At 61.7% G+C, this 22,859-nt stretch carries 27 protein-coding genes; 8 read left to right on the forward strand and 19 right to left on the reverse strand.

The annotated features are described in order from the left end of the window. Nucleotides 1-20 precede the first annotated feature (20 nt). The gene (locus QN397_RS01515) at nt 21-428 is read right to left on the reverse strand and encodes a rhodanese-like domain-containing protein (protein WP_187054625.1); all 408 of its coding nucleotides are present in this window, start codon (nt 426-428) and stop codon (nt 21-23) included. A 69-nt stretch (nt 429-497) separates the two neighbouring features. Here QN397_RS01515 and gpmA point away from each other — a divergent pair, with 69 nt between their 5' ends. The 3 genes from gpmA to QN397_RS01530 all read left to right on the forward strand — a co-directional run bounded on the left by gpmA (nt 498) and on the right by QN397_RS01530 (nt 3,638). After that, complete coding sequence (gene gpmA, locus QN397_RS01520; RefSeq protein WP_187054624.1) at nt 498-1,241, forward strand: 2,3-diphosphoglycerate-dependent phosphoglycerate mutase; 744 nt, start codon at nt 498-500, stop codon at nt 1,239-1,241. Nucleotides 1,242-1,371: 130 nt separating this feature from the next. After that, nucleotides 1,372-2,808, forward strand: a complete 1,437-nt coding sequence (locus QN397_RS01525; RefSeq protein ID WP_323495488.1) for a S41 family peptidase — start codon at nt 1,372-1,374, stop codon at nt 2,806-2,808. 29 nt (nt 2,809-2,837) lie between these two features. Continuing rightward, entirely contained in the window at nt 2,838-3,638 is an 801-nt protein-coding gene (locus QN397_RS01530) for a molybdopterin-synthase adenylyltransferase MoeB (RefSeq protein ID WP_323495489.1), read from the forward strand. A 49-nt stretch (nt 3,639-3,687) separates the two neighbouring features. On the opposite strand, the gene QN397_RS01535 is transcribed toward QN397_RS01530, so the two are convergent. Together QN397_RS01535 and QN397_RS01540 are read right to left on the reverse strand one after the other, a co-directional pair. Further along, entirely contained in the window at nt 3,688-5,733 is a 2,046-nt protein-coding gene (locus tag QN397_RS01535) for an AsmA family protein (RefSeq protein WP_323495490.1), read from the reverse strand. A gap of 112 nt (nt 5,734-5,845) precedes the next feature. Then, nucleotides 5,846-6,478 carry a response regulator transcription factor gene (locus tag QN397_RS01540; RefSeq protein ID WP_187054620.1) on the reverse strand — a complete coding sequence of 211 codons (633 nt, stop codon included), beginning with the start codon at nt 6,476-6,478 and terminating at the stop codon, nt 5,846-5,848. Nucleotides 6,479-6,581: 103 nt separating this feature from the next. Here QN397_RS01540 and QN397_RS01545 point away from each other — a divergent pair, with 103 nt between their 5' ends. The 5 genes from QN397_RS01545 to QN397_RS01565 all read left to right on the forward strand — a co-directional run bounded on the left by QN397_RS01545 (nt 6,582) and on the right by QN397_RS01565 (nt 9,625). Then, nucleotides 6,582-7,934 (forward strand): CHASE3 domain-containing protein, encoded by a 1,353-nt coding sequence (locus QN397_RS01545; RefSeq protein ID WP_323495491.1) that lies wholly within the window; start codon nt 6,582-6,584, stop codon nt 7,932-7,934. Nucleotides 7,935-8,054: 120 nt separating this feature from the next. Beyond that, nucleotides 8,055-8,219, forward strand: a complete 165-nt coding sequence (locus tag QN397_RS01550) for a DUF1328 domain-containing protein (RefSeq protein WP_323495492.1) — start codon at nt 8,055-8,057, stop codon at nt 8,217-8,219. Between the two features lie 114 nt (nt 8,220-8,333). Continuing rightward, a complete protein-coding gene (locus QN397_RS01555; protein WP_187054618.1) occupies nt 8,334-8,711 on the forward strand; it encodes a hypothetical protein in 378 nt (125 codons plus the stop codon). A gap of 37 nt (nt 8,712-8,748) precedes the next feature. After that, entirely contained in the window at nt 8,749-9,129 is a 381-nt protein-coding gene (locus QN397_RS01560; protein ID WP_323495493.1) for a hypothetical protein, read from the forward strand. Next, entirely contained in the window at nt 9,119-9,625 is a 507-nt protein-coding gene (locus QN397_RS01565) for a hypothetical protein (RefSeq protein ID WP_323499892.1), read from the forward strand. The genes QN397_RS01560 and QN397_RS01565 overlap by 11 nt, the downstream gene beginning before the upstream one ends. 99 nt (nt 9,626-9,724) lie before the next feature. On the opposite strand, the gene QN397_RS01570 is transcribed toward QN397_RS01565, so the two are convergent. The 16 genes from QN397_RS01570 to QN397_RS01645 form a co-directional block, all read right to left on the reverse strand. Further along, nucleotides 9,725-10,183, reverse strand: a complete 459-nt coding sequence (locus QN397_RS01570) for a BON domain-containing protein (protein ID WP_323495496.1) — start codon at nt 10,181-10,183, stop codon at nt 9,725-9,727. A 102-nt stretch (nt 10,184-10,285) separates the two neighbouring features. Next, nucleotides 10,286-10,483 carry a CsbD family protein gene (locus QN397_RS01575; RefSeq protein WP_323495497.1) on the reverse strand — a complete coding sequence of 66 codons (198 nt, stop codon included), beginning with the start codon at nt 10,481-10,483 and terminating at the stop codon, nt 10,286-10,288. A 127-nt stretch (nt 10,484-10,610) separates the two neighbouring features. Continuing rightward, nucleotides 10,611-11,435 (reverse strand): DUF429 domain-containing protein, encoded by an 825-nt coding sequence (locus tag QN397_RS01580; RefSeq protein ID WP_323495498.1) that lies wholly within the window; start codon nt 11,433-11,435, stop codon nt 10,611-10,613. Nucleotides 11,436-11,525: 90 nt separating this feature from the next. Beyond that, nucleotides 11,526-11,948, reverse strand: coding sequence for a BLUF domain-containing protein (locus QN397_RS01585; RefSeq protein WP_187054902.1), 423 nt, complete (start codon nt 11,946-11,948; stop codon nt 11,526-11,528). Between the two features lie 3 nt (nt 11,949-11,951). Next, a complete protein-coding gene (gene folE, locus QN397_RS01590) occupies nt 11,952-12,683 on the reverse strand; it encodes a GTP cyclohydrolase I (protein ID WP_323499893.1) in 732 nt (243 codons plus the stop codon). A gap of 16 nt (nt 12,684-12,699) precedes the next feature. Next, complete coding sequence (locus QN397_RS01595) at nt 12,700-13,440, reverse strand: endonuclease/exonuclease/phosphatase family protein (RefSeq protein ID WP_323499894.1); 741 nt, start codon at nt 13,438-13,440, stop codon at nt 12,700-12,702. Further along, nucleotides 13,437-13,904, reverse strand: coding sequence for a dihydroneopterin triphosphate diphosphatase (nudB, locus tag QN397_RS01600; RefSeq protein WP_323495501.1), 468 nt, complete (start codon nt 13,902-13,904; stop codon nt 13,437-13,439). The genes QN397_RS01595 and nudB overlap by 4 nt, the downstream gene beginning before the upstream one ends. A 17-nt stretch (nt 13,905-13,921) precedes the next feature. After that, nucleotides 13,922-15,724: an aspartate--tRNA ligase gene (gene aspS, locus QN397_RS01605; protein WP_323499895.1), complete on the reverse strand. Its 1,803-nt coding sequence runs from the start codon at nt 15,722-15,724 to the stop codon at nt 13,922-13,924. A 38-nt stretch (nt 15,725-15,762) separates the two neighbouring features. Continuing rightward, entirely contained in the window at nt 15,763-16,386 is a 624-nt protein-coding gene (locus QN397_RS01610; protein WP_187054608.1) for a DUF502 domain-containing protein, read from the reverse strand. An 8-nt stretch (nt 16,387-16,394) separates the two neighbouring features. Further along, a complete protein-coding gene (locus QN397_RS01615) occupies nt 16,395-16,784 on the reverse strand; it encodes an FmdB family zinc ribbon protein (protein WP_323499896.1) in 390 nt (129 codons plus the stop codon). 74 nt (nt 16,785-16,858) lie between these two features. After that, nucleotides 16,859-18,307 carry a sodium:solute symporter family protein gene (locus tag QN397_RS01620; protein ID WP_323499897.1) on the reverse strand — a complete coding sequence of 483 codons (1,449 nt, stop codon included), beginning with the start codon at nt 18,305-18,307 and terminating at the stop codon, nt 16,859-16,861. A 13-nt stretch (nt 18,308-18,320) separates the two neighbouring features. Further along, nucleotides 18,321-19,886 carry a ubiquinone biosynthesis regulatory protein kinase UbiB gene (gene ubiB, locus QN397_RS01625; protein ID WP_323499898.1) on the reverse strand — a complete coding sequence of 522 codons (1,566 nt, stop codon included), beginning with the start codon at nt 19,884-19,886 and terminating at the stop codon, nt 18,321-18,323. Next, nucleotides 19,883-20,467, reverse strand: a complete 585-nt coding sequence (locus tag QN397_RS01630; RefSeq protein ID WP_323495507.1) for a hypothetical protein — start codon at nt 20,465-20,467, stop codon at nt 19,883-19,885. Before QN397_RS01630 ends, ubiB begins: the two co-directional genes overlap by 4 nt. A 58-nt stretch (nt 20,468-20,525) precedes the next feature. Beyond that, a complete protein-coding gene (locus tag QN397_RS01635; RefSeq protein ID WP_323499899.1) occupies nt 20,526-21,587 on the reverse strand; it encodes a Tim44 domain-containing protein in 1,062 nt (353 codons plus the stop codon). 31 nt (nt 21,588-21,618) lie between these two features. After that, the gene (ubiE, locus tag QN397_RS01640) at nt 21,619-22,350 is read right to left on the reverse strand and encodes a bifunctional demethylmenaquinone methyltransferase/2-methoxy-6-polyprenyl-1,4-benzoquinol methylase UbiE (RefSeq protein WP_323499900.1); all 732 of its coding nucleotides are present in this window, start codon (nt 22,348-22,350) and stop codon (nt 21,619-21,621) included. A 90-nt stretch (nt 22,351-22,440) separates the two neighbouring features. Further along, nucleotides 22,441-22,854, reverse strand: coding sequence for a DUF971 domain-containing protein (locus tag QN397_RS01645; RefSeq protein WP_323499901.1), 414 nt, complete (start codon nt 22,852-22,854; stop codon nt 22,441-22,443). Between the last annotated feature and the right edge of the window lie 5 nt (nt 22,855-22,859).

Below are 22,859 nucleotides of genomic sequence, written 5' to 3' on the forward strand. Positions count from 1 at the left end.
GCATGTCAGTGGCGAGGCGCTCAGGCCTTTTCTATGGGCAGGTTAGCGTCTTTCCAGCCCTTTAGACCGCCGCCCACCACTTGGGCCTGCTCGTAACCCAGTTTCTTGGCGATGGCCAGCGCGCGGCCGGCGCGGGCACCCGTCGCGCACATCAGCAAGACCGGCAGCGACTTGTTCTTGACCGTGTTCGACAACTTGGCCTCCAACTGGTCGAACGGCACGTTGCGCGAGTTGGTCACGTGGCCGGCAGCGTACTCATCGGGCTCGCGCACATCGACGACCACTGCACGCTCGCGGTTGATAAGTTGCACGGCGCCCTGCGCTGTGAGCGAGCCGCCTGCGCCGCCGCGAATCAGCGGCCATGCGAGCATCGCGCCCGAACTGAGCGCAATCAGGATGAGCACCCAATTGTCGATGATGAATTTCACGGTAGTCCTTGAATGGCAAACCGCCGATTTTAGAATGGCATGTTTCGTAAGCGTCGCCAAAGGCCCCAAATGCACAAGCTGGTACTGATTCGCCATGGCGAATCGACCTGGAATCTCGAAAACCGCTTCACCGGCTGGACCGACGTCGACCTGACGCCGACCGGTGTCGACCAGGCCAAGCAGGCCGGGCGCCTGCTCAAGGCCGAAGGCTATGAGTTCGACGTGGCCTACACCAGCGTGCTGAAGCGCGCCACGCGCACGCTCTGGCACACGCTGGACGAACTCGATCGCACCTGGCTGCCGGTGGTGCATTCATGGCGTCTCAACGAGCGCCATTACGGCGGCCTGCAAGGGTTGAACAAGGCCGAGACGGCCAAGAAATACGGTGACGAGCAGGTGCTGGTCTGGCGCCGCAGCTACGACACGCCGCCGCCGCCGCTGGAGCCGACCGACCCACGCAGCGAACGCGGCGACGTGCGCTATGCCAAGCTGGCGGCAGAGCAGATTCCGTTGACCGAATGCCTGAAGGACACGGTGGCGCGCGTTTTGCCGTTCTGGAACGAGTCGATGGCACCGGCCATCCGCTCCGGTCGTCGCCTCGTCGTCGCAGCGCACGGCAACTCGATCCGAGCGTTGGTCAAGTACCTAGATGGCATTTCCGATTCGGATATCGTCGGTCTCAATATTCCGAACGGCATTCCGCTCGTCTATGAACTCGACGACGATTTAAAACCGCTGCGACACTACTACCTCGGCGATGCAGACGCGGCAGCCAAAGCTGCGGCCGCTGTTGCATCGCAAGGCAAGGGCTGAAGCCACCGTTGACGCAGGAGCGCATGCCGCTTGTCGATACGGTGACTGTTTGTGCCAAGGCTGGGGAACCCCGGCAGGCAAATTGCTTCCAAGCTGTGTATATTGTTTTGAGCCACAAGGACACTCTCAAATGGGCCAGAAACTGAAGATCACCGGCTGGATCGCCGCCGGCGCCGTTGCTGGCGTGTTGACCACCGTCTCTTTGCAGACGGTCGCACGGGGCTCCCTCGCCCCGTTGCCACTCGAAGAACTGCAACAACTCGCGGCCGTTTTCGGCATGGTGAAAAGCGATTACGTCGAGCCGATCGACGAAAAGAAGCTCATCTCCGATGCAATTTCCGGCATGGTCGCCGGGCTCGACCCGCACTCGCAGTACTTCGACAAGAAGTCCTTCAAGGAATTTCGCGAAGGCACGACCGGCCGCTTCGTCGGCGTCGGCATCGAGATTTCTCAGGAAGACGGGCTCATCAAAGTCGTATCTCCGATCGAGGGCTCACCGGCCTTCCGCGCGGGCCTCAAGCCGAACGATCTGATCACCAAGATCGACGACACAGCGGTGCGCGGCCTGAGCCTCAACGACTCGGTCAAACGCATGCGTGGCGAGTCGGGCACCAAGGTGCTGCTCACGATCTTTCGCAAGGACGAGAACCGCACTTTTCCCGTGACCATCACGCGCGAAGAAATCCGCACGCAGTCGGTTCGCGGCAAGGTCATGGAACCCGGCTACGCATGGATTCGCCTGTCGCAGTTCCAGGAACGAACTGTCGACGACTTCGTGAAGAAGGTCGAAGAAATCTACAAGCAGGAGCCCAACCTGAAGGGCATGGTGCTCGATCTGCGCAACGATCCGGGCGGCTTGCTGGATGCGGCCGTCGCCATCTCTGCTGCCTTCTTGCCGGAGAACGTGACGGTGGTGACGACCGACGGTCAACTGGCTGAAAGCAAGTCGGTCTACAAGGCGTCTCCCGAGTTCTATCAGCGCCGTGCCGGCAGCGATCCGTTGAAGGGCCTGCCCGCAGGCCTCAAGACCGTGCCACTGGTGGTGCTGGTCAATGAAGGCTCTGCGTCCGCCAGCGAGATCGTGGCTGGCGCGCTGCAAGACCATAAGCGCGGTACCGTCATGGGCAGCCAGACCTTCGGCAAGGGCTCGGTGCAGACCGTGCGTCCGCTGGGTCCCGACACCGGCTTGAAGATCACGACGGCGCGTTACTACACGCCGAGTGGCACCTCGATCCAGGCCAAGGGCATCGTGCCAAACGTGCTGGTCGACGAGAGCGCCGAGGGGAGCCCGTTCGCCGCGCTGCGTATGCGCGAAGCCGATCTCGAAAAGCATCTTTCCAGCGGTCAGGGCGCGGAGGTCAAAGACCCGGAACGCGAAAAGGCCCGCGATGACGCGCGCAAGCGCCTCGAAGAGGAAGCCAAGAAGCCGCCGCAAGATCGCAAGGTGCCTGAGTTCGGCACCGACAAGGACTTCGCTCTGGTGCAGGCGCTGGCCAAGCTCAAAGGCAACCCGGTGGTAGTGAGCAATACGCAGGTCGAGCGCAAGGAAGAGAAGAAAGAAAATTGAGCGATTGAACTGAGCGAGTCTGTTTTTCCATGGATGACGATGAGGCAAACAGCCGGGGAAACACCAGGGGTAACAGCGAGGATGACCGAGCTTTGCTTCGGTATTCCCGGCACCTGCTTCTGGAAGAACTCGATATCGACGGCCAGGCGCGACTCACTGCAGCGCGTGTTCTGGTAGTCGGCGTCGGCGGACTTGGCTCCCCTGTCGCGCTTTACCTCGCCGCGGCGGGGGTCGGCCACATCACCCTGATCGATGATGACACGGTGGACCTCACCAACTTGCAGCGTCAAATCGCGCACACGACCGCGCGCGTCGGACAGCGCAAGGTCGACTCCGCTGCAGCAGCGATGCGTGCGATCAACCCAGATATCAAGATCGAAACGATCGGCGAGCGGGCGGACGTTGGCCTGCTGGACCGGCTGGTCGCTGTATCGAATCTGATCGTCGATTGCTCGGACAATTTCGCCACCCGTCATGCCGTCAATCGCGCCTGCGTCATGCATCTCCGGCCGCTAGTGGCCGGTGCAGCCATTCGATTCGACGGACAGCTTGGCGTATATGACCTCCGCAACGATCAGTCGCCCTGCTATGCCTGCGTGTTCCCGCCAGATGCCGAGGTCGAAGAAACGCAGTGCAGCGTGCTGGGCGTCTTCGCCCCCGTCGTCGGCACAATTGGCACCTTGCAGGCGCACGAGGCATTGAAGCTACTGGCAGGCATAGGCACTTCCCTGGCGGGCCGGCTGCTGATGTTCGATGGCCTGGCGACGACCTTCGACCAAGTGAAGGTGGCGCGCGATCCGAATTGCCCCGTCTGCGCGAGCCGCGGATAAATAGACGGCTGTCGTCGCGCTACCGATGCATCGGTGCTCGGCTACCTGTTTACGGAACAGCGGTCTTGGCAGTCTTTGCCTTGGCGGCGCCGCTGGCGGCAGCACCCGCACCCGGCTTTTGCGCATCCGCCAGCACGCCCTGGCAATCGGCATCCTGACCTGGTCCGGTTTCGATCGTGGCGGCCAGCGCGAGCAACGGGTTGATCGCGCCCAGCGCCAGGGCCACCAGGCCGCGACCCGCGAGTGGCGCCACTTCGATAAATGGCTTGGGTGAGCCGAACGTACCCTTGATCGTCAACGGCGTACGCAATGACAGGATGCTCATGTCTTTGGGCTGAGGCTTGATCACGAAGTCCAGAGACTCGTTGGCAAAGCTCGCATTGCCCGTCGCGTTAAAGACGGTGTCATCGGTGTCGAAGACGATGGTACGTGTACTCATCAAGCCCTTGTCGACGTTGAGTGCGACTGCGCCACATCGCAGCGTCACATTGTGGTCTCCACGCAGCAGGAACTTGATGATCTCGCCACCGTCCAGTCCCAGAAATTCGAGTAGCAAATTGCTGAACTGGCCCTTACCAGTGATGGCTGCGATATCGCCCGACGAGGTCGCAAGCCACGATGCGACCGAGTTGCCCTGACCCGACAGATTCACTCGCCCATCGAGTTTGCCGAAGCTGGTCTTCAAGGTTTCGACCTTCGGGATCAACCGGTTGAGCTGCATACCCCGCACATCGAGCGACGCGCGGATGTCGGCAGGATTCTTTGCCGCGTCGATGCGAATCGCACCGCCGATCCTGCCGCTGGCCACGCCGAGGTCGAGCGGATCGAGCGTCAACACGCCGTCGGCCAACTTCACCTTCACGCTGCCCCGGTCCAGCGGCACCTGTCGCACGTTGGTGATGCGATCAGCCACGTAGGAGACGTCGGCGTTCATGGCGCGCAGTCGCTCGAAGTCGAGCGTCGCGGTCGGCAGCACGCGGGTACCCGGATCGCGTTGGGCCTTCTTGACTTGCGAAATCGTGGGCGGAGGCGCAACGCCTTCTACCGCGTTGGCAGACCGCTCTGTCGGCGGTAGGCCGATCAACGGGCCGAGATCGTCCATGTCCATGACACGCGAGCGCAAGCTACCCGAAAGGTAGGGTAGCTTTTGACCCTGGTCGAATTTCATATCGCCGCCGATGTCGGACAAGCCCAGCTTGCCTTTCATGGCCGCCACGCTCCAGAGCTTGCCGTTCTTGCGAAGCTCGCCGCCGAGTGCGTAAGGCGAGGTTTGCGGCAATGCGATGCCGAGCAACGGGAACAGGTCGCCGAGGTTCTGGCCCTTGATGTCGAACTTGGCGTCGATGCCTTCCAGCGTTGACAACTCGGCAGCCGTGCCGTGCACGCTCAGGGTGGTGTGACCTGCGGTCGCCTTGATCTCCAGCGGAAACGGCGGCGCACCGGCGGCTTTCAATTGCAAGACGTTGCCGGTCCGGCCGACAGCGGTCAACGGCTGCTTTTGGTAGGTGCCCTTGACCTTGTAGTCGAGCGGCATCTCGCCGCGACTGGTGTCGAAATTGAAGTCGACATGCAAGTCGACACCCAGGTGTTTGGCGAGAAAGTCAACTGCGCCGCCATCGACCTGGAGCAGTCCGATCGTCGGCGTGGTGCTGGTGTCCGAGGTGTCTTTGCCGAGCGCCCAAGTACGTCTTCCGTCCTGCTCCATCTGTAACCCGAGGACGGGTAAGGTCAGCGACAAACGGGGGATCATCACCTTCTTGGCGAGCAGCGGCCAAAGCCGGATATCGAACTCGGCTCGGTCCGCCTTCACCAGGTAAGGATCGCGCGCCCAGGAGGGATTTGCGAATTCGATGCCGTCGAACTTTACTGTCGCGCCACGAAGGCCGATCCCCACATCGAGGTGCCTAGTGATCTCGAACTTGCGGCCGGTTTTTTCGCTTACGTACCGGTTGATCGGTCCGCGAAGCACATCCCACGGAAAGAATACGACAACCAGAACCAGTATGAGGAGCAGCGCGACGACCACTGCCAGCACTTTGAGCGCGAGCGGGCGCTGCGTCGGGCGAGAAGACGGGCTCGTAGCGCTTGCATTCATCCGTCGAGATTACCGGGCTGTTGGCCGGAAGAAGGTCGGTGCCGGGCCGCATAAGGCGTGCGGCATTGCCTACGCTCTGCACGCGCTGGCGTGCAGGGTTTAGCAGGCCGGATCAGTCGATCAACTTGTTCTTCAATGCGTAATAGGTCAAATCGCTGTTAGACGACAGGTTCATCTTTTCCATCAAGCGCGTGCGGTAGGTGCTGACAGTCTTGACCGACAGCGACAATGTCTTGGCAATGTCGCCGGCGGTTTCGCCCTTGGCCAATTTCAGGAACACCTGAAATTCGCGCTCCGACAATTGCTCATGCGGCGCTGCGTCGTCCTTCCGGTCGAGCTGACGCGCCAGCAGCTCGGCCACGGCCGGCGTGATGTAGCGGCGGCCCATCGAGACGGTGCGAATCGCGTTCACGATTTCGATCGGATCGCATTCCTTGTTGAGGTAACCGCTCGCGCCTTGGCGAATCAGGTTCATCGCGTAGTGCTCTTCAGGGTATCCGCTCAGAATCAGGATTCCGACGTCGGGCGCCTTGGCGCGAATCATTGCAAGAGCGTCGATTCCGCTTTGACCCGGCATGGACAAGTCCATCACGAGAACATCGAGTTCAGTGGTGCGCACCAGTTCGATGGCCTCTCGACCGCTCGCCGCTTCTCCTGCTACGCGCAAGTCGACATGTTCGGAGAAAAACTGGCGCAGGCCCGAGCGCACGATGGCGTGGTCGTCCACAATCCCGATCTTGATCATCTGTTACTTTCTACGTTGCATCGCAGGTCGATGCACTGCTGACTGTCCGGTCCCTGATCCACAGATTATTCCCGAAATTGAACACGGAGCATCCTGAGAGTTCATGCGTTGGTTAGCGTTCCCGAAGATGGCCCTCGGCCTGACCCTGGCCACACTGGCCGCCCTTGCGCTGGTCGGCATCAATGAAGTCGGCTTTCGTCAATCGAACCGCGCGCTGGCAGAAATCGGCGCCGCGCAGCAGGTGCGCCTCGTGCTCAACGGGCTGATGCAGACCATCCTGGATGCAGAAACGGGCCAGCGGGGCTATCTGCTGACCGGCGAAGAACGCTATCGGGAGCCCTACGACGTCTCGGCCAAACAGATCGACGGGCAGCTCGCTATGCTCGGCACGCTCTACGCCGACCATCCCGCCGAACTCGCACGCCTGACGTTGCTGGCAAACCACGTAGCGCGCAAGCAAGCGGAAATGGACATGAGCGTACGTCTGCGAAAGTCAGGCGCTGAAGACGCATGGAAGTTCGTGATGACGACAGACGTTGGCCGCGAAGAGATGAACGCCATCCGCACACAGGCCGACCAGTTGGTGGCCGTCAGCAACGAAGCGCTGTTCAAGGGGCAGGCACAGATCGCCGAAGCCCTGAAGCTGGCACGCATCGGCATCGCGGTCGTCGCACTTGCGGCCCTGGTCGCCTTCTACCTGTACTTGCGGCAGAGTCATGCACTCCAGTCGGCCGGCAAGCGCCAGCAAGAAGCCTTGCAGCGAGAACGCAACGTGCTGGAAGATGAAGTGCGCGACCGCACGGCCATGCTCGCCGAGTTAGCAACCCACCTGCAGGACGTCCGTGAAAACGAGCGGGGCTATCTCGCCCGCGAGCTGCACGATGAACTCGGCTCGCTGCTGACCGCAGCCAAGCTGGACGTGGCGCGGCTGAAGTCGAAGCTGGCGGATTCGGCCGACGCGGCGCAGCGATTGCAGCACCTGACCGACCTGCTCAACAGCGGCATCGCGCTCAAGCGCCGCATCATCGAAGACTTGCGGCCATCATCGCTGTCGAACCTGGGTCTCGTTGCATCGCTGGAGATTCTGGGTCGCGAATTTGCCGACCGCTCGGGCATCCGAGTCGAGATGGCGCTGGAGCCAGTGGTGCTGGACGAGGGGCTTCAGCTCACCATCTATCGCATGGTCCAGGAGAGCCTGACCAACATCGGCAAGTACGCGGAGGCCAACGAGGCGACGATCGTTCTGAAAAACTACGAAAACCATGTGATTGCCGAAGTTCGAGACAACGGCAAGGGCTTCGATCCGCGCAAGGTACGCCCGGCAACGCACGGACTCGCCGGCATGCGTCATCGCGTGGAAGCAGCACACGGCAAGCTGAGCATCACGTCGACGGATGGACAAGGGACTCTGGTGAGTGCCATGCTGCCCGCGACCAAAGCTCCTTCACCGGATTGACCGATTCGTCACTCTCCTACGCCCTGCGACCGCCGCTGCTGACAGGGGTTTTGAGTAGCGCCACTTATTGTGTAAAGCATCCGTTCAGCAGGTGGACGGAGGTATTCCAAGGAGCCCGTCATGCTGCACTACACAGTTGTCTTTCTGGTCATCGCGCTGATTGCCGCGGTGTTTGGCTTTGGTGGCATCGCTGCCGGCGCCGTTGGCATCGCCAAGATACTCTTCTTTATCTTCGCGGTGCTTACCCTGATCAGCTTCTTCATCGGGCGCTCTCGCAAAGGGTGAACGCCTGAAAGGTTTCAATTCACCGCCGGAGTTCGGATCCTTACGGAAAAGGCCTCTGATCGAAGATTACCTCCGTCCGCTACGCTGTCACACTCACTGAAAGGAAATTCGACAATGAATACCACCGCTTCTAAGACCGCATCGCAACTGGCCGACGATGCACGCCAAACGGCCAACGACGCCATCGACAGTACCCGTGCCTACGCACAAAACGCAGTGAATGCTGCGGGTGAAAAAGTACGTGACATGAAGCGCGACTTCGAACCCAGTGTCGAACAGTTGGCGGCACGTGTTCAGCAAGCCGTTCAGCGCGGTCTCGACGCGGCATCGAGCACCAGCGCACGTGCGCAACGCAACATTGAAAAGGCCGCCGATGTCACCGGTCGGTACATCTCCGACCAGCCGGTTCGTTCGGTGCTTGTCGCAGCAGCGGCCGGTGCGGCCATCACCGCATTGATTGTGCTCGCAAGCCGCCGTCGGGACGACTACTAGTCTCTGAAGCCAGGCTTGCTCTCGCCCAACGCACGACATGCTTCATCCCATTTTTTCAACGGTGCTCGGGCACCCGGAACTGGTCGCCGACCACATTGCCAATTACGCCGCTCTTCTGAAAGAAGAAACTGCGGCTGCAGGGCGCGGTGTCTTTCACCGGATCATCGCCAGCGTGCTGGCCATCGTCAGCGCCCTGCTGGCGCTTGGCCTGATCGGCATTGCTGTCATGCTCGGCGTGCTGCATGGTTCGTTCAATTGGGTGCTGGTGATTGTTCCGGGAGTTGCAGTGTTCGTGGCGGCTATATCTGCCTACCTGGCGGCGCGGCCTTCTGCGTTGCACCCGTTCGACGACTTCCGCGAGCAACTCGGTGCAGACATGAGTGCTCTTCACGCAGCTGGAGAGCGCCGTGGCCGCTAGTGCATCCTCTTCGTCATCTTTCGCGTTGACCGCGCAAGAGCGCCTTGCACTGTCTCGCAGAGCGCTGGTCCACCAGCTGCAAGGCGGACGACCGGAGCCTTCGGTAAGCGAGAGCGTTGGGGACGGCGACGGCAACACCAACTATGAGAATGAAGCGTACGTCGGCAAAGGCGATCGCCCAGGGTTGCTCGATCGCTTCGCATGGACTTCGATGGCCAAGCGTGTTGGCCAACGCTGGTGGCGCCGCCATCCCGCAAATACCGTGGGACAGCTTGCCCAGCCACTGCTGGAGCATTACGCGCGTCAGCAACCCTTCAAGCTGGTCGCAATTGCCACTGCAGCCGGTGCAGTGCTGGTGTTGGCCAAGCCTTGGCGGCTGCTCTCGGTGACTGCGGTCATTGCGGCTGTCATGAAGACATCCGACATTGCCGATGTCGTGAATACATTGATGCAAAACCGCGTTCCGGAAGAAGCATCTAAATCCGCGAACAGGTGATTGCAGGCGCAGTTCATTCCTGCGCCAGACATGTTGCACACAAGAATTAAAAAGCCCGGGTGACCGGGCTTTTTAATTCTTGCCCGAAGTCGACACACTTCAGGCTCGGACTTCCAGCTGGTTCCTGACAGAAGTCACCCCGTGTACGTTCTTGGCGATGTCTTCGGCGCGTGACTTGGCCTCAGCGTTAGGCGCCGGGCCTTTGAGGTTGACCACGCCGGCAGTGGTAGTGACGCTTATCTTGATCGCGCTCAGGTCAGGGTCTTTCGCAAGGCCGGCAGAAACAGCGGCGGTGATCGCCGCATCGTCGACCTTGGCGGAGATTGCAATTCCCGCATCCTTGATATCAGCCTTGAGCTTGGGGTCCGCTATCATTTCCTTGGTCTTCGCCGCCGCCGTTTCTGCCGCCTGCTCGGTCTTGGCAATGCCCGCGTCGACCTTCTCGCCTACTGTTCGGTTGTTGCCGCTGTCACAGGCCGAAAGCGCTGCCGCCCCTGCGATCGCGATAGCGACAAACGCGGCCATTTGCCGCGGAAAGGTGCGAATCGTTTCGTTCATAGAGAGGCTCCTGCCGATTGCGACGCTTGGTCCATCGCGTGTATTTGCCCGCAAATGCTCGCAAGTTGGCGGGCACCTGCGCACGGCGCGGTTCCGTCGAAGTCAGAGCTTGTCAGCACCCGACTTGATGGCGTCTTTTGTCTTTTCCTTGACATCGCCGTACGTGCTTTGCACCTTACCGGAAGCTTGGTCGCCCAAGCCTTCGCCTTGGAGCTTTTCGTTGCCCACGACCTTGCCAGCGACTTCCTTGACCTTGCCCTTGGCTTGATCCAGACGACCTTCAACTTGATCCTTGTTCATGACGTTTTCCTTCCAAATAAGTGGATGAACACGTGGCTCAGAAATAAGAACCACTGACGCAAATCTAGTTGCGCAGAGTGTTTGCCGGTGGGGTCGCAGGTCGCATACCGACGTAGGACAACGAAGCTCACGCCGTAAGGATCCACCCTTCAAGCGGATCGATGCCGGAGGGCAAACCGAACCCGACCGGTGGCTCGTTTTTTCGCACAAGCGCCCACGCTGCTTGCACCAGACACAGTGCGGCATCGATGCGGTCGCCACGCGCATCGGCAAGGAGCAGGGCACGCTGCGTGTCGCTCAATTTAAGCGCGAGGCCGAGCCGCGTTGCTCCCTGCTCCAAAGCAGACAGCAAGTCGGCGCGTGCGACAGCACGTTCGGGCGTCTGCTTTTTGACATCGTCGCTCTTGTAGCTACGGCGCCCGATCAGTTCACGCGCCAGCATCCCGGGATATGCCTCCAAGGCGATGCGCCGGGACTCGTCGCGTCTAGCCTGCAAGCCCGGGAATGCAGCGCCCGCAGCGATGAGTCGCGGAACGCCCGCGTGCAGCATGAAAGCCACTGGCGGATTGACCCACTTCATCGATGGACTCGAACCCGCCGGACCATCGGTAGCGCGGTGCGCGAACTTGCCGCCCACCGGGCGCGCTGCGCAGAACGCAGAGAACGCGAGCCGAATGTCTGCACGGGTCAGCGCAGCATAGTGCGCCATCAAGGCCGCCCACTCAACGGGCCAGCCGAGTTGCTCGACCAGTTCGCGCGGCAACCCGAACGGCAGATCGAATCCTCCGATCCATTCAGGCGTCGCATGGAGCCAATTGGCCCATTGATCGAGCGAAGCGAAATGTTCGAAGCGGCCGAGGACGACATGGCTGCCGTCCAGAATGCCGATCGCGACGACGATCGGCTTGCGCGAGGTTGGCGCGCTAGAAAAGTCGCAGCCTAAGAGAAGCATGACGACGAGCCTGCGATCGAATGCGCCGGAGCAGAAGCTAGCGTGAACACTGAACCGGCCGCCGTATTCAAGCCGGCGTCAGACCACAGGTCAGTGCCGACCGACGATCGCCGCACCCGCCATCAACTCCTCCAGCAAGGCCATCGACACCTTGCCTGACACTGCGTACGGATTGAGTTCGGGCTTTTCGGAATACTTGAGCAGCGTGGAAGAGTTGAGCCGCGACAGATTGACCTGGCCCATCGTCCAGCCGCCGAAGCGGCGCTCGGTGATTTCCTCGAAATGCAACAGGAGCACGTCCTTGTGACGGGGATCTTTCTGAATGTGCCCGTACAGCTCGCTGATGGCAGTGCGTCCGCCTTCGATCGCCTGCAAGAAGATGCCTTGCCCATAGCAAAGAATGCCGGTAATGCCACACGCGGTGTTGTGCGCGCGCGAGGGGCCGAGGATGGATTCGATGGCTGCCGCGCTTGTGTCGACCGCGCGGCTTGCATAGAGAAGTCGGACCAGCATCATTCAGCCCTTTCGCGGCAGAAGTGAAAGGAATTCGCGGCGCAGGTTGGGGTCTTTAAGAAACACGCCGCGCATGACGGAGTTGATCATCTTGCTGTCCATTTCCTTCACGCCGCGCCATGCCATGCAGAAGTGCTCTGCTTCCATGACGAGGGCGAGGCCATCGGGCTGCGTCTTCTCCTGAATGAGGTCGGCAAGTTGCACCACGGCCTCTTCCTGGATCTGAGGACGACCCATCACCCATTCCGCAAGCCGTGCGTACTTGGACAACCCGATCACGTTGGTGTGCTCGTTCGGCATGATGCCGATCCAGAGCTTGCCGATGATCGGACAGAAGTGGTGCGAACATGCGCTGCGCACCGTAATCGGGCCGACGATCATCAGTTCGTTCAAGTGCTCGGCATTGGGGAACTCGGTGAGCTTGGGCGGCGGAACATAGCGGCCGGCGAACACCTCGTTGAGGTACATCTTGGCAACGCGCCGCGCTGTGTTGTCGGTGTTGTGATCGTGCTCGACATCGATCACCAGGCTTTCGAGCACGCCCTTCATCTTGACCTCGACCTCGTCGAGCAACGCCGCTATTTCCCCCGGCTCGATGAAGTCGGCGATGTTGTCGTTGGCGTTGAAGCGCTTGCGCGCCGTGGTCAGCCGCTCACGAATCTTGACCGACACGGGCGTGCCTTCGTCGTCATCGCCGCGGTCGGCGCCCTGTGCGGTATCAGCTTTCTTCAACATGCTGGAATCCTATCAATCAAAGCAAAAAATCGGTCACCAAGGGCAGGTGATCCGACATGCGCGACCAGATGGGACCGCGCGGGGCAGAGCATTCGACCGGCTCGATATGGCGCCCATAAATAAAATCGAGCTGCGCGACGGGCAATCGCGATGGGTAGGTCAGCGTGCGCGTGCCGTGCACGTCACGCAGGCCCATCGCATTCATTGCGACGCGCATGCGCGCGCCCCAGTCGTTGAAGTCGCCCGCCACGATGACGGCTTCGTCGGGCGAAATCTCGCGCTCGATGAACTCTCGCAGTCGCACGATCTGCCGCACGCGGCTGCCCTTTATCAGGCCCAGGTGAACCACGATGGCATGCACCGGCCGGTTGTTGATGTCGATGACTACATGCAGCAAGCCGCGCTGCTCGAAGCGGTGGTCTGAAATATCCTGGTGGCCCTGGCGCAGTACCGGCCAACGCGTGAGCAACGCATTGCCGTGTTCGCCGTGCCGTGTCACCGCATTGGTTTCGTAGACCGCCGTATATCCCTCGGGCGCCAAAAAATCTGCTTGAGGCAATTCGGGCCACTGGCTGAAGCGCGCTGCCGCCTGCCGGTTCATCTTGCGCACTTCCTGCAGGCAGACGATGTCGGCGTCGAGCTGCTCGATGGCGTGCCCCAAGTTGTGGATTTCCAGACGACGCGCGGGGCCAATCCCTTGCACACCTTTGTGGATGTTGTAGGTGGCCACACGCAATGTCGAACTCGAACCGGTCATTGAGCAAATTGTGGCAGTAACAGAATAGCTTCGGCGTTGGACGGCGAAAAGCAGGCGTCGGCCGCATCCCGGTAAGGCAGCCATTTCCAAGCGGTGTGCTCGCGCGGTGCGAGCCTAGGCACCAACCTCTCGGGCACGCGCAAGCTGAACAGGTGTTCGGTGTTGTGCCTCGTGCCTGGCGCGTATCGGCCAAGCCACTGCGAATAGATTTCGTACACGTTTTGTACCCGCCAGTCGACCAGTTGCGATGCCAACGCGCTGCCTTCGCCGCACTCGATACCGGTTTCTTCTCCGACTTCGCGTGCGGCGGTCAATGCCAACGGCTCGTTAAGTGCATCTTTGCTGCCGGTAACCGACTGCCAGAACTCATCGGCGTCGGCGCGTCTGAGAAGTAGTACGTCGAGTGCAGACGTATAGATCACTACCAACACCGACTCGGGGATTTTCCAGGCACGTTCGGTCATCGTGCCTCCCGATGCCGTCAGGCTTCCTGGACGTTACGCAGCTTGATGTGCAGCTCGCGCAGTTGCTTTTCGTCGACCGGGCTCGGCGCCTGCGTGAGCAAGTCCTGCGCGCGCTGGGTCTTGGGAAAAGCGATGACGTCGCGGATCGATTCGGCGCCCGTCATGAGCATCACCAGGCGGTCGAGACCAATGGCGATGCCGCCGTGCGGCGGCGCGCCGTATTGCAGCGCGTCGAGCAGGAAGCCGAACTTGTGCTGCGCGTCTTCGGCGTTGATCTTGAGCGCGCGGAACACCTTGCTTTGAACTTCCTCCCGATGGATACGCACCGAGCCGCCCCCCATCTCGATGCCGTTGAGCACCATGTCGTAGGCCTTGGCGATGCACTTCTCCGGTGCCGTGTCCATCAGGTCTTCATGACCGTCCTTGGGCGCGGTGAACGGGTGATGCACGGCCGACCAGCGCTGACCTTCTTCGTCGAATTCGAACATTGGAAAGTCGATCACCCAGAGCGGCGCCCAGCGGTCGTCGAACAGGCCGGCCTTCTTGCCGAAAGCGCTATGGCCGATCTTCACGCGCAACGCGCCGATCGCGTCGTTCACGACCTTTTCCTTGTCTGCGCCGAAGAACAGGATGTCGCCGTTGCGGGCGCCGGTGCGCGCGATGATCTCGGCCAGAGTGGCGTCGTCGAGGTTCTTCACGATCGGGCTTTGCAGGCCTTCACGGCCGGCCGCTGCATCGTTCACCTTGATGTACGCCAGGCCCTTGGCGCCGTAGATCTTGACGAACTCTGTGTACGCATCGATCTCGCTGCGCGGCATGCCGCCTTCACCGCCGCCACCCTTGACGCGCAGGGCAACGACGCGGCCGCCTTCCATCGTCGCGGCGTTCGAGAACACCTTGAAGTCGACGCGCTTCATGAGTTCGGTCAGCTCGGTGAACTCGAGCTTGACGCGCAGGTCGGGCTTGTCGGAACCGTACTTGAACATGGCGTCCGAGTACGTCATCGTCGGGAACACGGGCAAATCGATGGCGGCCGCCGAGCGAAACACCTGCCGAATCATCTTTTCGAACATCTCGCGGATTTCTTCTTCCGCCATGAACGAGGTTTCAATGTCGATCTGCGTGAACTCCGGCTGGCGGTCGGCGCGCAGGTCTTCGTCGCGGAAGCATTTGACGATCTGGTAGTAACGGTCGTAGCCGGCCACCATCAGGAGCTGCTTGAAGAGCTGCGGCGACTGCGGCAGCGCGAAGAAGCTGCCGTCGTGCACACGACTCGGCACCAGGTAGTCGCGCGCGCCTTCGGGCGTCGACTTGCCGAGCATCGGCGTTTCGATGTCGATGAAGCCGTTGGCATCGAGGAACTTGCGCGCCTCCATCGTCACCTTGTAGCGCAGCATCATGTTGCGCTGCATCGCGGGGCGGCGCAGGTCGAGCACGCGGTGCGTGAGGCGTGTGGTCTCGCTCAGGTTGTCGTCGTCCAGTGTGAACGGCGGGGTCACGGACGGGTTGAGCACCTTGATTTCATGGCACAGCACTTCGATCTTGCCGCTCTTGAGCGTGTCGTTGACCGTGCCTTCAGGCCGTGCTCGCACCAGGCCCTTGACCTGCACGCAGAACTCATTGCGCAAGTCTTCGGCAATAGCGAACTGCCCGGCACGGTCGGGATCGCACACCACCTGCACGTAGCCTTCGCGGTCGCGCAGATCGATGAAGATAACGCCGCCATGGTCGCGCCGACGATTGACCCAACCGCAAAGGCTGACGGTTTCACCCAATCGGGCCTCGGTCACCAGACCGCAATATTCAGAACGCATGAGCATGATGATTTCCGGCGCCCGCGGGGCGCGTCTTGTCTTGTTTACTGCTTGATCGCCACCGTGGAAGGACCGCCTGGAACGACCACCCCCATCGACACGATGTACTTGAGCGCGTCGTCCACGCTCATCTTCAATTCAATGCAATCGCTTCGCTTGAGCATCACGAAGTAGCCACCTGTCGGGTTGGGCGTGGTCGGCACATAGACTCCGAGGTAGTCCCCGCCACCCATGTGTTCGAGCACATCGGCACCCGGCGTGCCCGTCACGAAAGCGATGGTCCAGAGACCCTCACGCGGCCATTGCACCAGCACGGCCGTACGAAACGCATTGCCGTTCTCGGAGAACAGCGTGTCGGACACCTGCTTCACGCTCGAATAAATAGACCGCACGACCGGAATGCGCCGCACTACCGCGTCGCCCCATCCCAGCAACCGCTTGCCGACGAAATTGCTGGCGACCGCGCCCACTGCCAGCAGGATGGCCAGCGTAAGCAGCACGCCCAGACCGCGCACCTTGTGGTCGAACAGCCACTTTTGCCAGTCGTCGGGCAGCAGCCACAACGTCTGGTCGAGCGTGCCGATGATCCAGTTCAGCACGCCCAGCGTAATGACCAGCGGCACGATGACCAGCAAGCCTGACAGGAGCCATTTGCGAATCGCGTGCATGAAAAGTCTCAGTCGCCCTTGGCTGCTGGCTTTGGCGAAGGCGGCGCGGCGGCAGGCGTGCTGGCCACGGCGGGCGCGGGCGAAGCGGCCGGCGCTGCGGGGCTTGCAGCCGGTGCGTCGGCGCTGCCGCTGGCAGGTTCGGCCGACTTGGCATCCGACTTCTGATCCGGCGTGTCGCCGGGCTTGTCTGATTTGTCTGCCGGCTTCTTGCCTCCACCCTCGCGGAAGTCGGTCACGTACCAGCCCGAGCCCTTGAGCTGAAAGCCTGCCGCGGTCACCTGCTTCTCGAACGTGCTCTTGCCGCAGCTCGGACACACCGTGAGCGGTGCGTCGGACATTTTTTGCAGTGAGTCTTTGGCGAAGCCGCAGGAACTGCACTTATAGGCGTAGATGGGCATGTAGGGGCAAGCAAAAATGCGGCAGAACGCCGCTTGCAAAGCCCTCGATTATAAGGGCGCTCCCCTACTGACGTTCAGGCTTGCTCGGTCGCCAGCGGACGATGCGGAGTGTGCGTGTTGCCGACCCACTGGGGTGCGAGCGAGCCGCCCACGATCCCAACAAACGAGGCTACGAGGCCCGCCAGTTGCGCCGGGAAGACGGCTCCCCAAGGCATCGCCAGAAACAATAGCCAAAAGCCGATGCCCAGAACGATCGAAGCAATGGCGCCCTGCGTGGTCGCGCGCCGCCAGTACAGCCCGCACACCAACGGCACGAAGGCGCCCACCAATGGCACCTGGTACGCGCCGGAAACCAATTCATAGATTGGGGTGCCCTGCATCCGGATCGCATAGGCCAGCACGGCAGCGCTGAATACCAGCACGGTCACGCGCATCGTTTTGAGATTCGATTTGTCGTTGCCGGCCGGGCGAAACTGCCGCCAGATGTTCTCGGTAAAAGTCACGCTCGGGGCCAGCAGCGTCGCGGAGGCGGTCGATTTGATGGCCGACAGCAATGCACCAAAAAACAGCACCTGCATCACGAACGGCATCTTTTCGAGCACCAGCGTCGGCAGCACCTTCTGCGGATCGTCCTTGAGCAACTGCGCCGCCTCCTCCGGCATGATCAAAAGCGCGCTGGCTACGAGGAACATCGGCACGAAGGCGAAGAGGATGTACGCCACCCCACCGATGATCGGCCCGCGCGTTGCCGATTTGACGCTGTTGGCCGACATCACGCGCTGGAACACATCCTGCTGAGGGATGGAGCCCAGCATCATCGTGATGGCCGCAGCAAAGAAGAAAATCATGTCCTTGAAGCTCGGCTCGGGCCAGAACTTGAAGAGGTCCTTGCTGGTCGCGAAGTCGATGACCTTGCCGGCACCGCCTGCCATGTTGCCCGCGAACACCGCTATCACGGCCAGGCCGAGCACCAGGATGATCATCTGGATGAAGTCGGTCACCGCGACCGCCCACATGCCACCGAAGAGCGTGTAAGCCAGGATCGACACCACGCCTATCGTCATGCCGATCGGGATGCTGATGGCACCGGCCGACAGCACATTGAACACCAGCCCCAGCGCGGTGACCTGAGCGGACACCCAACCCAGATAACTCAGCATGATGATGAGAGAGCACGCCACCTCGACGATGCGGCCGTAGCGCTCCCGGTAGTAGTCGCTGATCGTCAGCAACGTCATCCGGTAGAGCTTGCCGGCAAAGAAGAGCCCGACAAGGATGAGGCAAGTGCCCGCGCCGAACGGGTCTTCGATCACGCCGTGCAGCCCGCCCTCGATGAACTTGGCCGGAATGCCGAGCACCGTTTCCGAGCCGAACCAAGTCGCGAATGTCGTCGTCACGATCATGTACAGCGGCAGATGCCGCCCGGCGATTGCGAAGTCGGTGGTGTTCTTGACGCGCCGGGCCGCATACAGGCCAATGGCGATGGTGATCAGCAGGTAGACAGCGACCAACGTGAGCAGCACGGCTAGCTCTCCTCTAGAAAATCCGTACCCGCAGCAACAACTGCATGGCGAGCAGACCCAATACAAAACCCATGCCACCGTAGACGATCGCCTGCAAAAGCTTGTTGGTGCGCTTCTGCGCTGCCAGCAATTCCATCAGCTCGCGACGATGGTCGGCGGGGCGATTTTCCAGGTAGTCGTGCAGAAGCCGTGGCAGCTGCGGCAATAGCTTGGCGTAGCGCGGCGCCTCTGCTTTGAGCTGCTCGAAGAGCTTGCGCGGGCCGATCTGGTCGACCATCCATTTCTCGAGGAACGGCTTGGCCGTCGCCCACAGATCAAGCTCAGGATCGAGCTGGCGACCGAGCCCCTCGATGTTGAGCAGTGTCTTCTGCAGCAGCACCAGTTGCGGCTGAATCTCCACGTGGAAGCGGCGCGAGGTCTGGAACAGCCGCATCAGCACCATGCCGAGCGAGATCTCGCGCAACGGCCGATCGAAGTACGGCTCGCACACGGTACGGATCGCGCCTTCGAGTTCGTCGATGCGTGTGCCCTCGGGCACCCAGCCACTTTCCAGATGCAACTCCGCCACCCGCTTGTAGTCGCGCCGGAAGAACGCGACGAAGTTCTGCGCCAGGTACTCCTTGTCGGATTCGGTCAGCGTGCCGATGATCCCGAAGTCCAGCGAAATGTAGCGTCCGAAGGTCGCCGGCTCCAGACTGACCTGTATGTTGCCCGGGTGCATGTCGGCATGGAAAAAACCGTCGCGAAACACCTGCGTGAAAAAGATGGTCACGCCATCGCGCGCCAGCTTGGGAATGTCGACACCGGCCGCCCGGATTCGGTCGAGTTGTGCGATCGGCACGCCGGTCATGCGCTCCATCACGATGACTTCCGGGTGGCAGAAATCCCAGAACATTTCCGGGATCATCACCAGCTCCAGCTTGACCATGTTGCGACGCAACTGGGCGGCATTGGCCGCCTCGCGCACCAGGTCGAGCTCGTCGTGCAGGTACTTGTCGAACTCACCGATGACTTCGCGGGGCTTCAGCCGCTTGCCGTCGGCCGACAGGCTCTCCAGCCAGCCCGCCATCATGGCCATCAGCGCAAGGTCCTTTTCGATAATGCCGCGCATGTTGGGCCGCAGCACCTTGACCGCGACCTCGCGCAACGTGCCGTCGCGCAGTCGCACCTTGCCAAAGTGCACCTGCGCGATCGACGCGCTGGCGACCGGCGTCTCGTCGAACTGCACGAAGATGTCGCTCACCCGCCGCCGGAACGCCCGCTCGATGGTCGCAATCGCGATCGACGAAGCAAACGGCGGCACGCGGTCTTGCAGGAAGGCCAGCTCGTCGGCGATGTCTGGCGGCAGCAGGTCGCGCCGGGTCGACAGCACCTGCCCGAACTTCACGAAGATCGGCCCGAGACGCTCGAGTGCCTCGCGCAAGCGCTGACCGCGAGGTGCATCGAGGTTGCGGCCGACCGAAATCATGCGCGCGAGGACGCCCAGCCAAGGCTTCTTGAAGCTCGTCAGCACCATCTCGTCGAGGCCGTAGCGCAGTGCCACCCAGACGATGAAGATGCCCCGATAGAAACGACTCATGCGGTGCCTGAGGGCCCGACGCTGCCCGCGTCGGTGCCCGGGGCTGCGCCGGTGGCGGCGCGGCGGTCGCCAACGAACTTGCGCAAGGCCTGGACCCCGCGGCGCGCCGCATTGCTGACCGTGTGTGCCGGCACGTCGCCAATCACGCGCGCCAAGTCGTCTTCGACGTCCCAGCGCACATGGTCGACCAGCCAGTTGACTTCTGCCGCCAGTTGCACGTCGCCGACGATTTGCACCGGCGGCTTATCGCCGCTCAAGGTGGTACGGGCGAGGTCGAAAGGCGATGCCTCGGTCAGTGTGAGCGTGAGGTCGGGCACGGCGCCTTCGGCAGCCAAGTCGAGCAGGCCGGCCGGCGTCGCGACCAAGGCCATCTTGACAAAGCGCCACTGAAACTGCACCACTTTGCCCTGCTGCCGCAACACTCGCTGCTGAGCTTCGGGCTCTTGTTGCAGGACGTGGTTGAGGAACAGAACGGCGCGGTGTTGCACCTCGTGGACGGCCCACGGCGGCGGCTGCAATCTACTTCCGACGCGGTTGAGCAGATCATTCAGAAAAGCGAATGGGGACGACGGTTTGACCATGTCCCCATTATTGCGTGAGCGGGCGACTCGAGTGAGCCGCCAGCGCGTAGGCCGTCGGCTATTGCAGGGCTTGCACGCCAGCCACGAGCCAGCCGCTGGTACCGCTGGTCGGCTTGGTCATGTTCCAGACTTCGCGGAATGGGCTTGGCCCGGAAGAAGCGTCTTCGCGGATCATTCCAGAGAACTCGACACTGGCCAGGTAGACGTCGGGCATTTCTTCGATGCCGAGCAGCTTGGCGTCGAGCGCGACCACGTCGGTCTTGTTCGATGCGCCACCGGTGTGACCGGCGCGATCGGCCAACTGGGTGCGAATTTCTTCGACCATGTCGTCCGTCATCATCGAGCGCAGCATGGACACGTCGGCACGATCCCAGGCATCTTGCAGGGTCACGAAGTTACGCTTGGCCGCAATGAGAAAGCCGTCGACATCGAAGCCGGACGGGATGCCCCACGACTGAGACCCGCCCAGTGCTGAACCGATCATGCTGCCGCCAGCTGCACCGGCTGCGGCACCAGCGGCAGACAAGCTGCTGCCACCAAGCCCGGACGAAGCCGGCGTCGCATCGAAAGCGGCGGGCGCAGGACGCTCCCAAGGCCGTGCCGACGCGTCGTTGCCGACATTGCCGGGGCTGTACTGCGCAGGGGCGCTGACGTTGGCCGGGTTGCCTGCGCCTTCGAAAGCCAGACCGCCCTGCCGGTTACCGCCAGCCGATGCGCCGTTGCGCGAGCGGGCTGCGAACGTGCGCCATGCGACCACGGCTGCCAGCACGAGTAAGCCGATCATCAGGATGTTGCCGAAGCCGGCACCGAGACCGAGCGAGTGCGCGAGCCACGCCAGGCCGAGACCGGCGGCGAGGCCACCGAGCATGGCACCCCAAGGGCGCTTCGGTGCCGCAGCGGCGGGCGTGGGCGTGGCCGGACGCGGTGCCGTCGGGCTGGCGTTCTGCGCCGGCGCCGCAGGCGAGCCTGGCGTCGTAGCTGGCACGGTCGCCTGACGCTGCGTCACGTTGCCCGACTGGCGACCGAAAGACTTGCCGCCGCCGCCCAGTCGAGCCGCGTCGGCCTGCACGCTGCCCAGCACCAGGGCGCCTGCAACCAATACCGTCCATAGCTTGTTCATATCGTCTCCTCTTCGGCGAAAAATCGCCTTTTCAACATTTGATTCCAACATGCAAGGCAACCACGCCACCAGTCATGTTGTGATAGTCCACGTGCCCGAAACCGCCCTCTTTCATGAGGGTCTTGAGGTCGTCTTGGTCGGGGTGCATCCGGATCGATTCGGCAAGGTAGCGATAGCTCGCGTCGTCGCCCGCCACCAGCTTGCCAAGGGCAGGCAACACCTTGAACGAATACCAGTCGTATGCTTTGGCGAGCGGCTTGGCGACCTTCGAAAACTCCAGCACCAGCAGCTTGCCGCGCGGCTTCAGCACGCGGTTCATTTCCTTCAGTGCCACGTCTTTGTGAGTCATGTTGCGGAGACCGAACGCCACGGCCACGACGTCGAAATGGTTGTCGGCAAACGGGAGCTTTTCTGCATCGCACACCATCGTCGGCAATGCGACGCCGGCATCGAGCAGGCGGTCGCGGCCAGTGCGCAGCATGGCTTCGTTGATGTCGGTATGTACCACTTCGCCGGTGACGCCCACCTTCTTGGCAAACGCGAGTGCGAGGTCGCCGGTGCCACCCGCGATGTCGAGCACTTTGGAGCCTTCACCGACGTTGGCGACCATCACGGTGTAGGCCTTCCATGCGCGATGGAGGCCGCCCGACATGAGGTCGTTCATGAGGTCGTAGCGTGTCGCGACCGAGTCGAAAACGCCGCGCACGCGACTGGCTTTCTCTTTCTCGTCGACCTTCTCGTAGCCGAAATGGGTGGTACTCATGCGCCCGATGTTAGGGCGGAAGCATGGACATCAAGACGACGACCCCGCAAAGCCAATGGCTACTGCATCAGTGACTCTGCTCCCAGAGCGTCAATGACTGCCGCAGGCGTGGCCGCCCTTGCCGGGCATCGGTGCGTCGCGATCGACACCCGCAGCGGCAAGGCGACGCTCGTACTCAGCCCATAAGTCGTCCTGCCTAGCGCCCAGTTCGTACAGCAAGTCCCATGAGTAGATGCCGGACTCGTGCCCATCGCTGAACACCGGCTTGACCGCGTAGTTGCCGACCGATTCGAGTTCGACCAGCGTCACCTCGCGCTTGCCCGTTTGCAGGATCTCCTGACCCGGCCCGTGACCTTGCACTTCCGCCGACGGCGAATAGACGCGCATCAGCTCGAACGGAATCCGGAAGCTCGCCCCATCCGAGAAACCGACCTCCAGCACGCGCGACTGACCATGCACGGTGACCGATTGTGGCGTCGGTGCGCCGACCTTCAAACCTGCCATCAGAA

The organism is Variovorax sp. RTB1, assembly GCF_035018765.1.
Taxonomy (GTDB): domain Bacteria; phylum Pseudomonadota; class Gammaproteobacteria; order Burkholderiales; family Burkholderiaceae_C; genus Variovorax.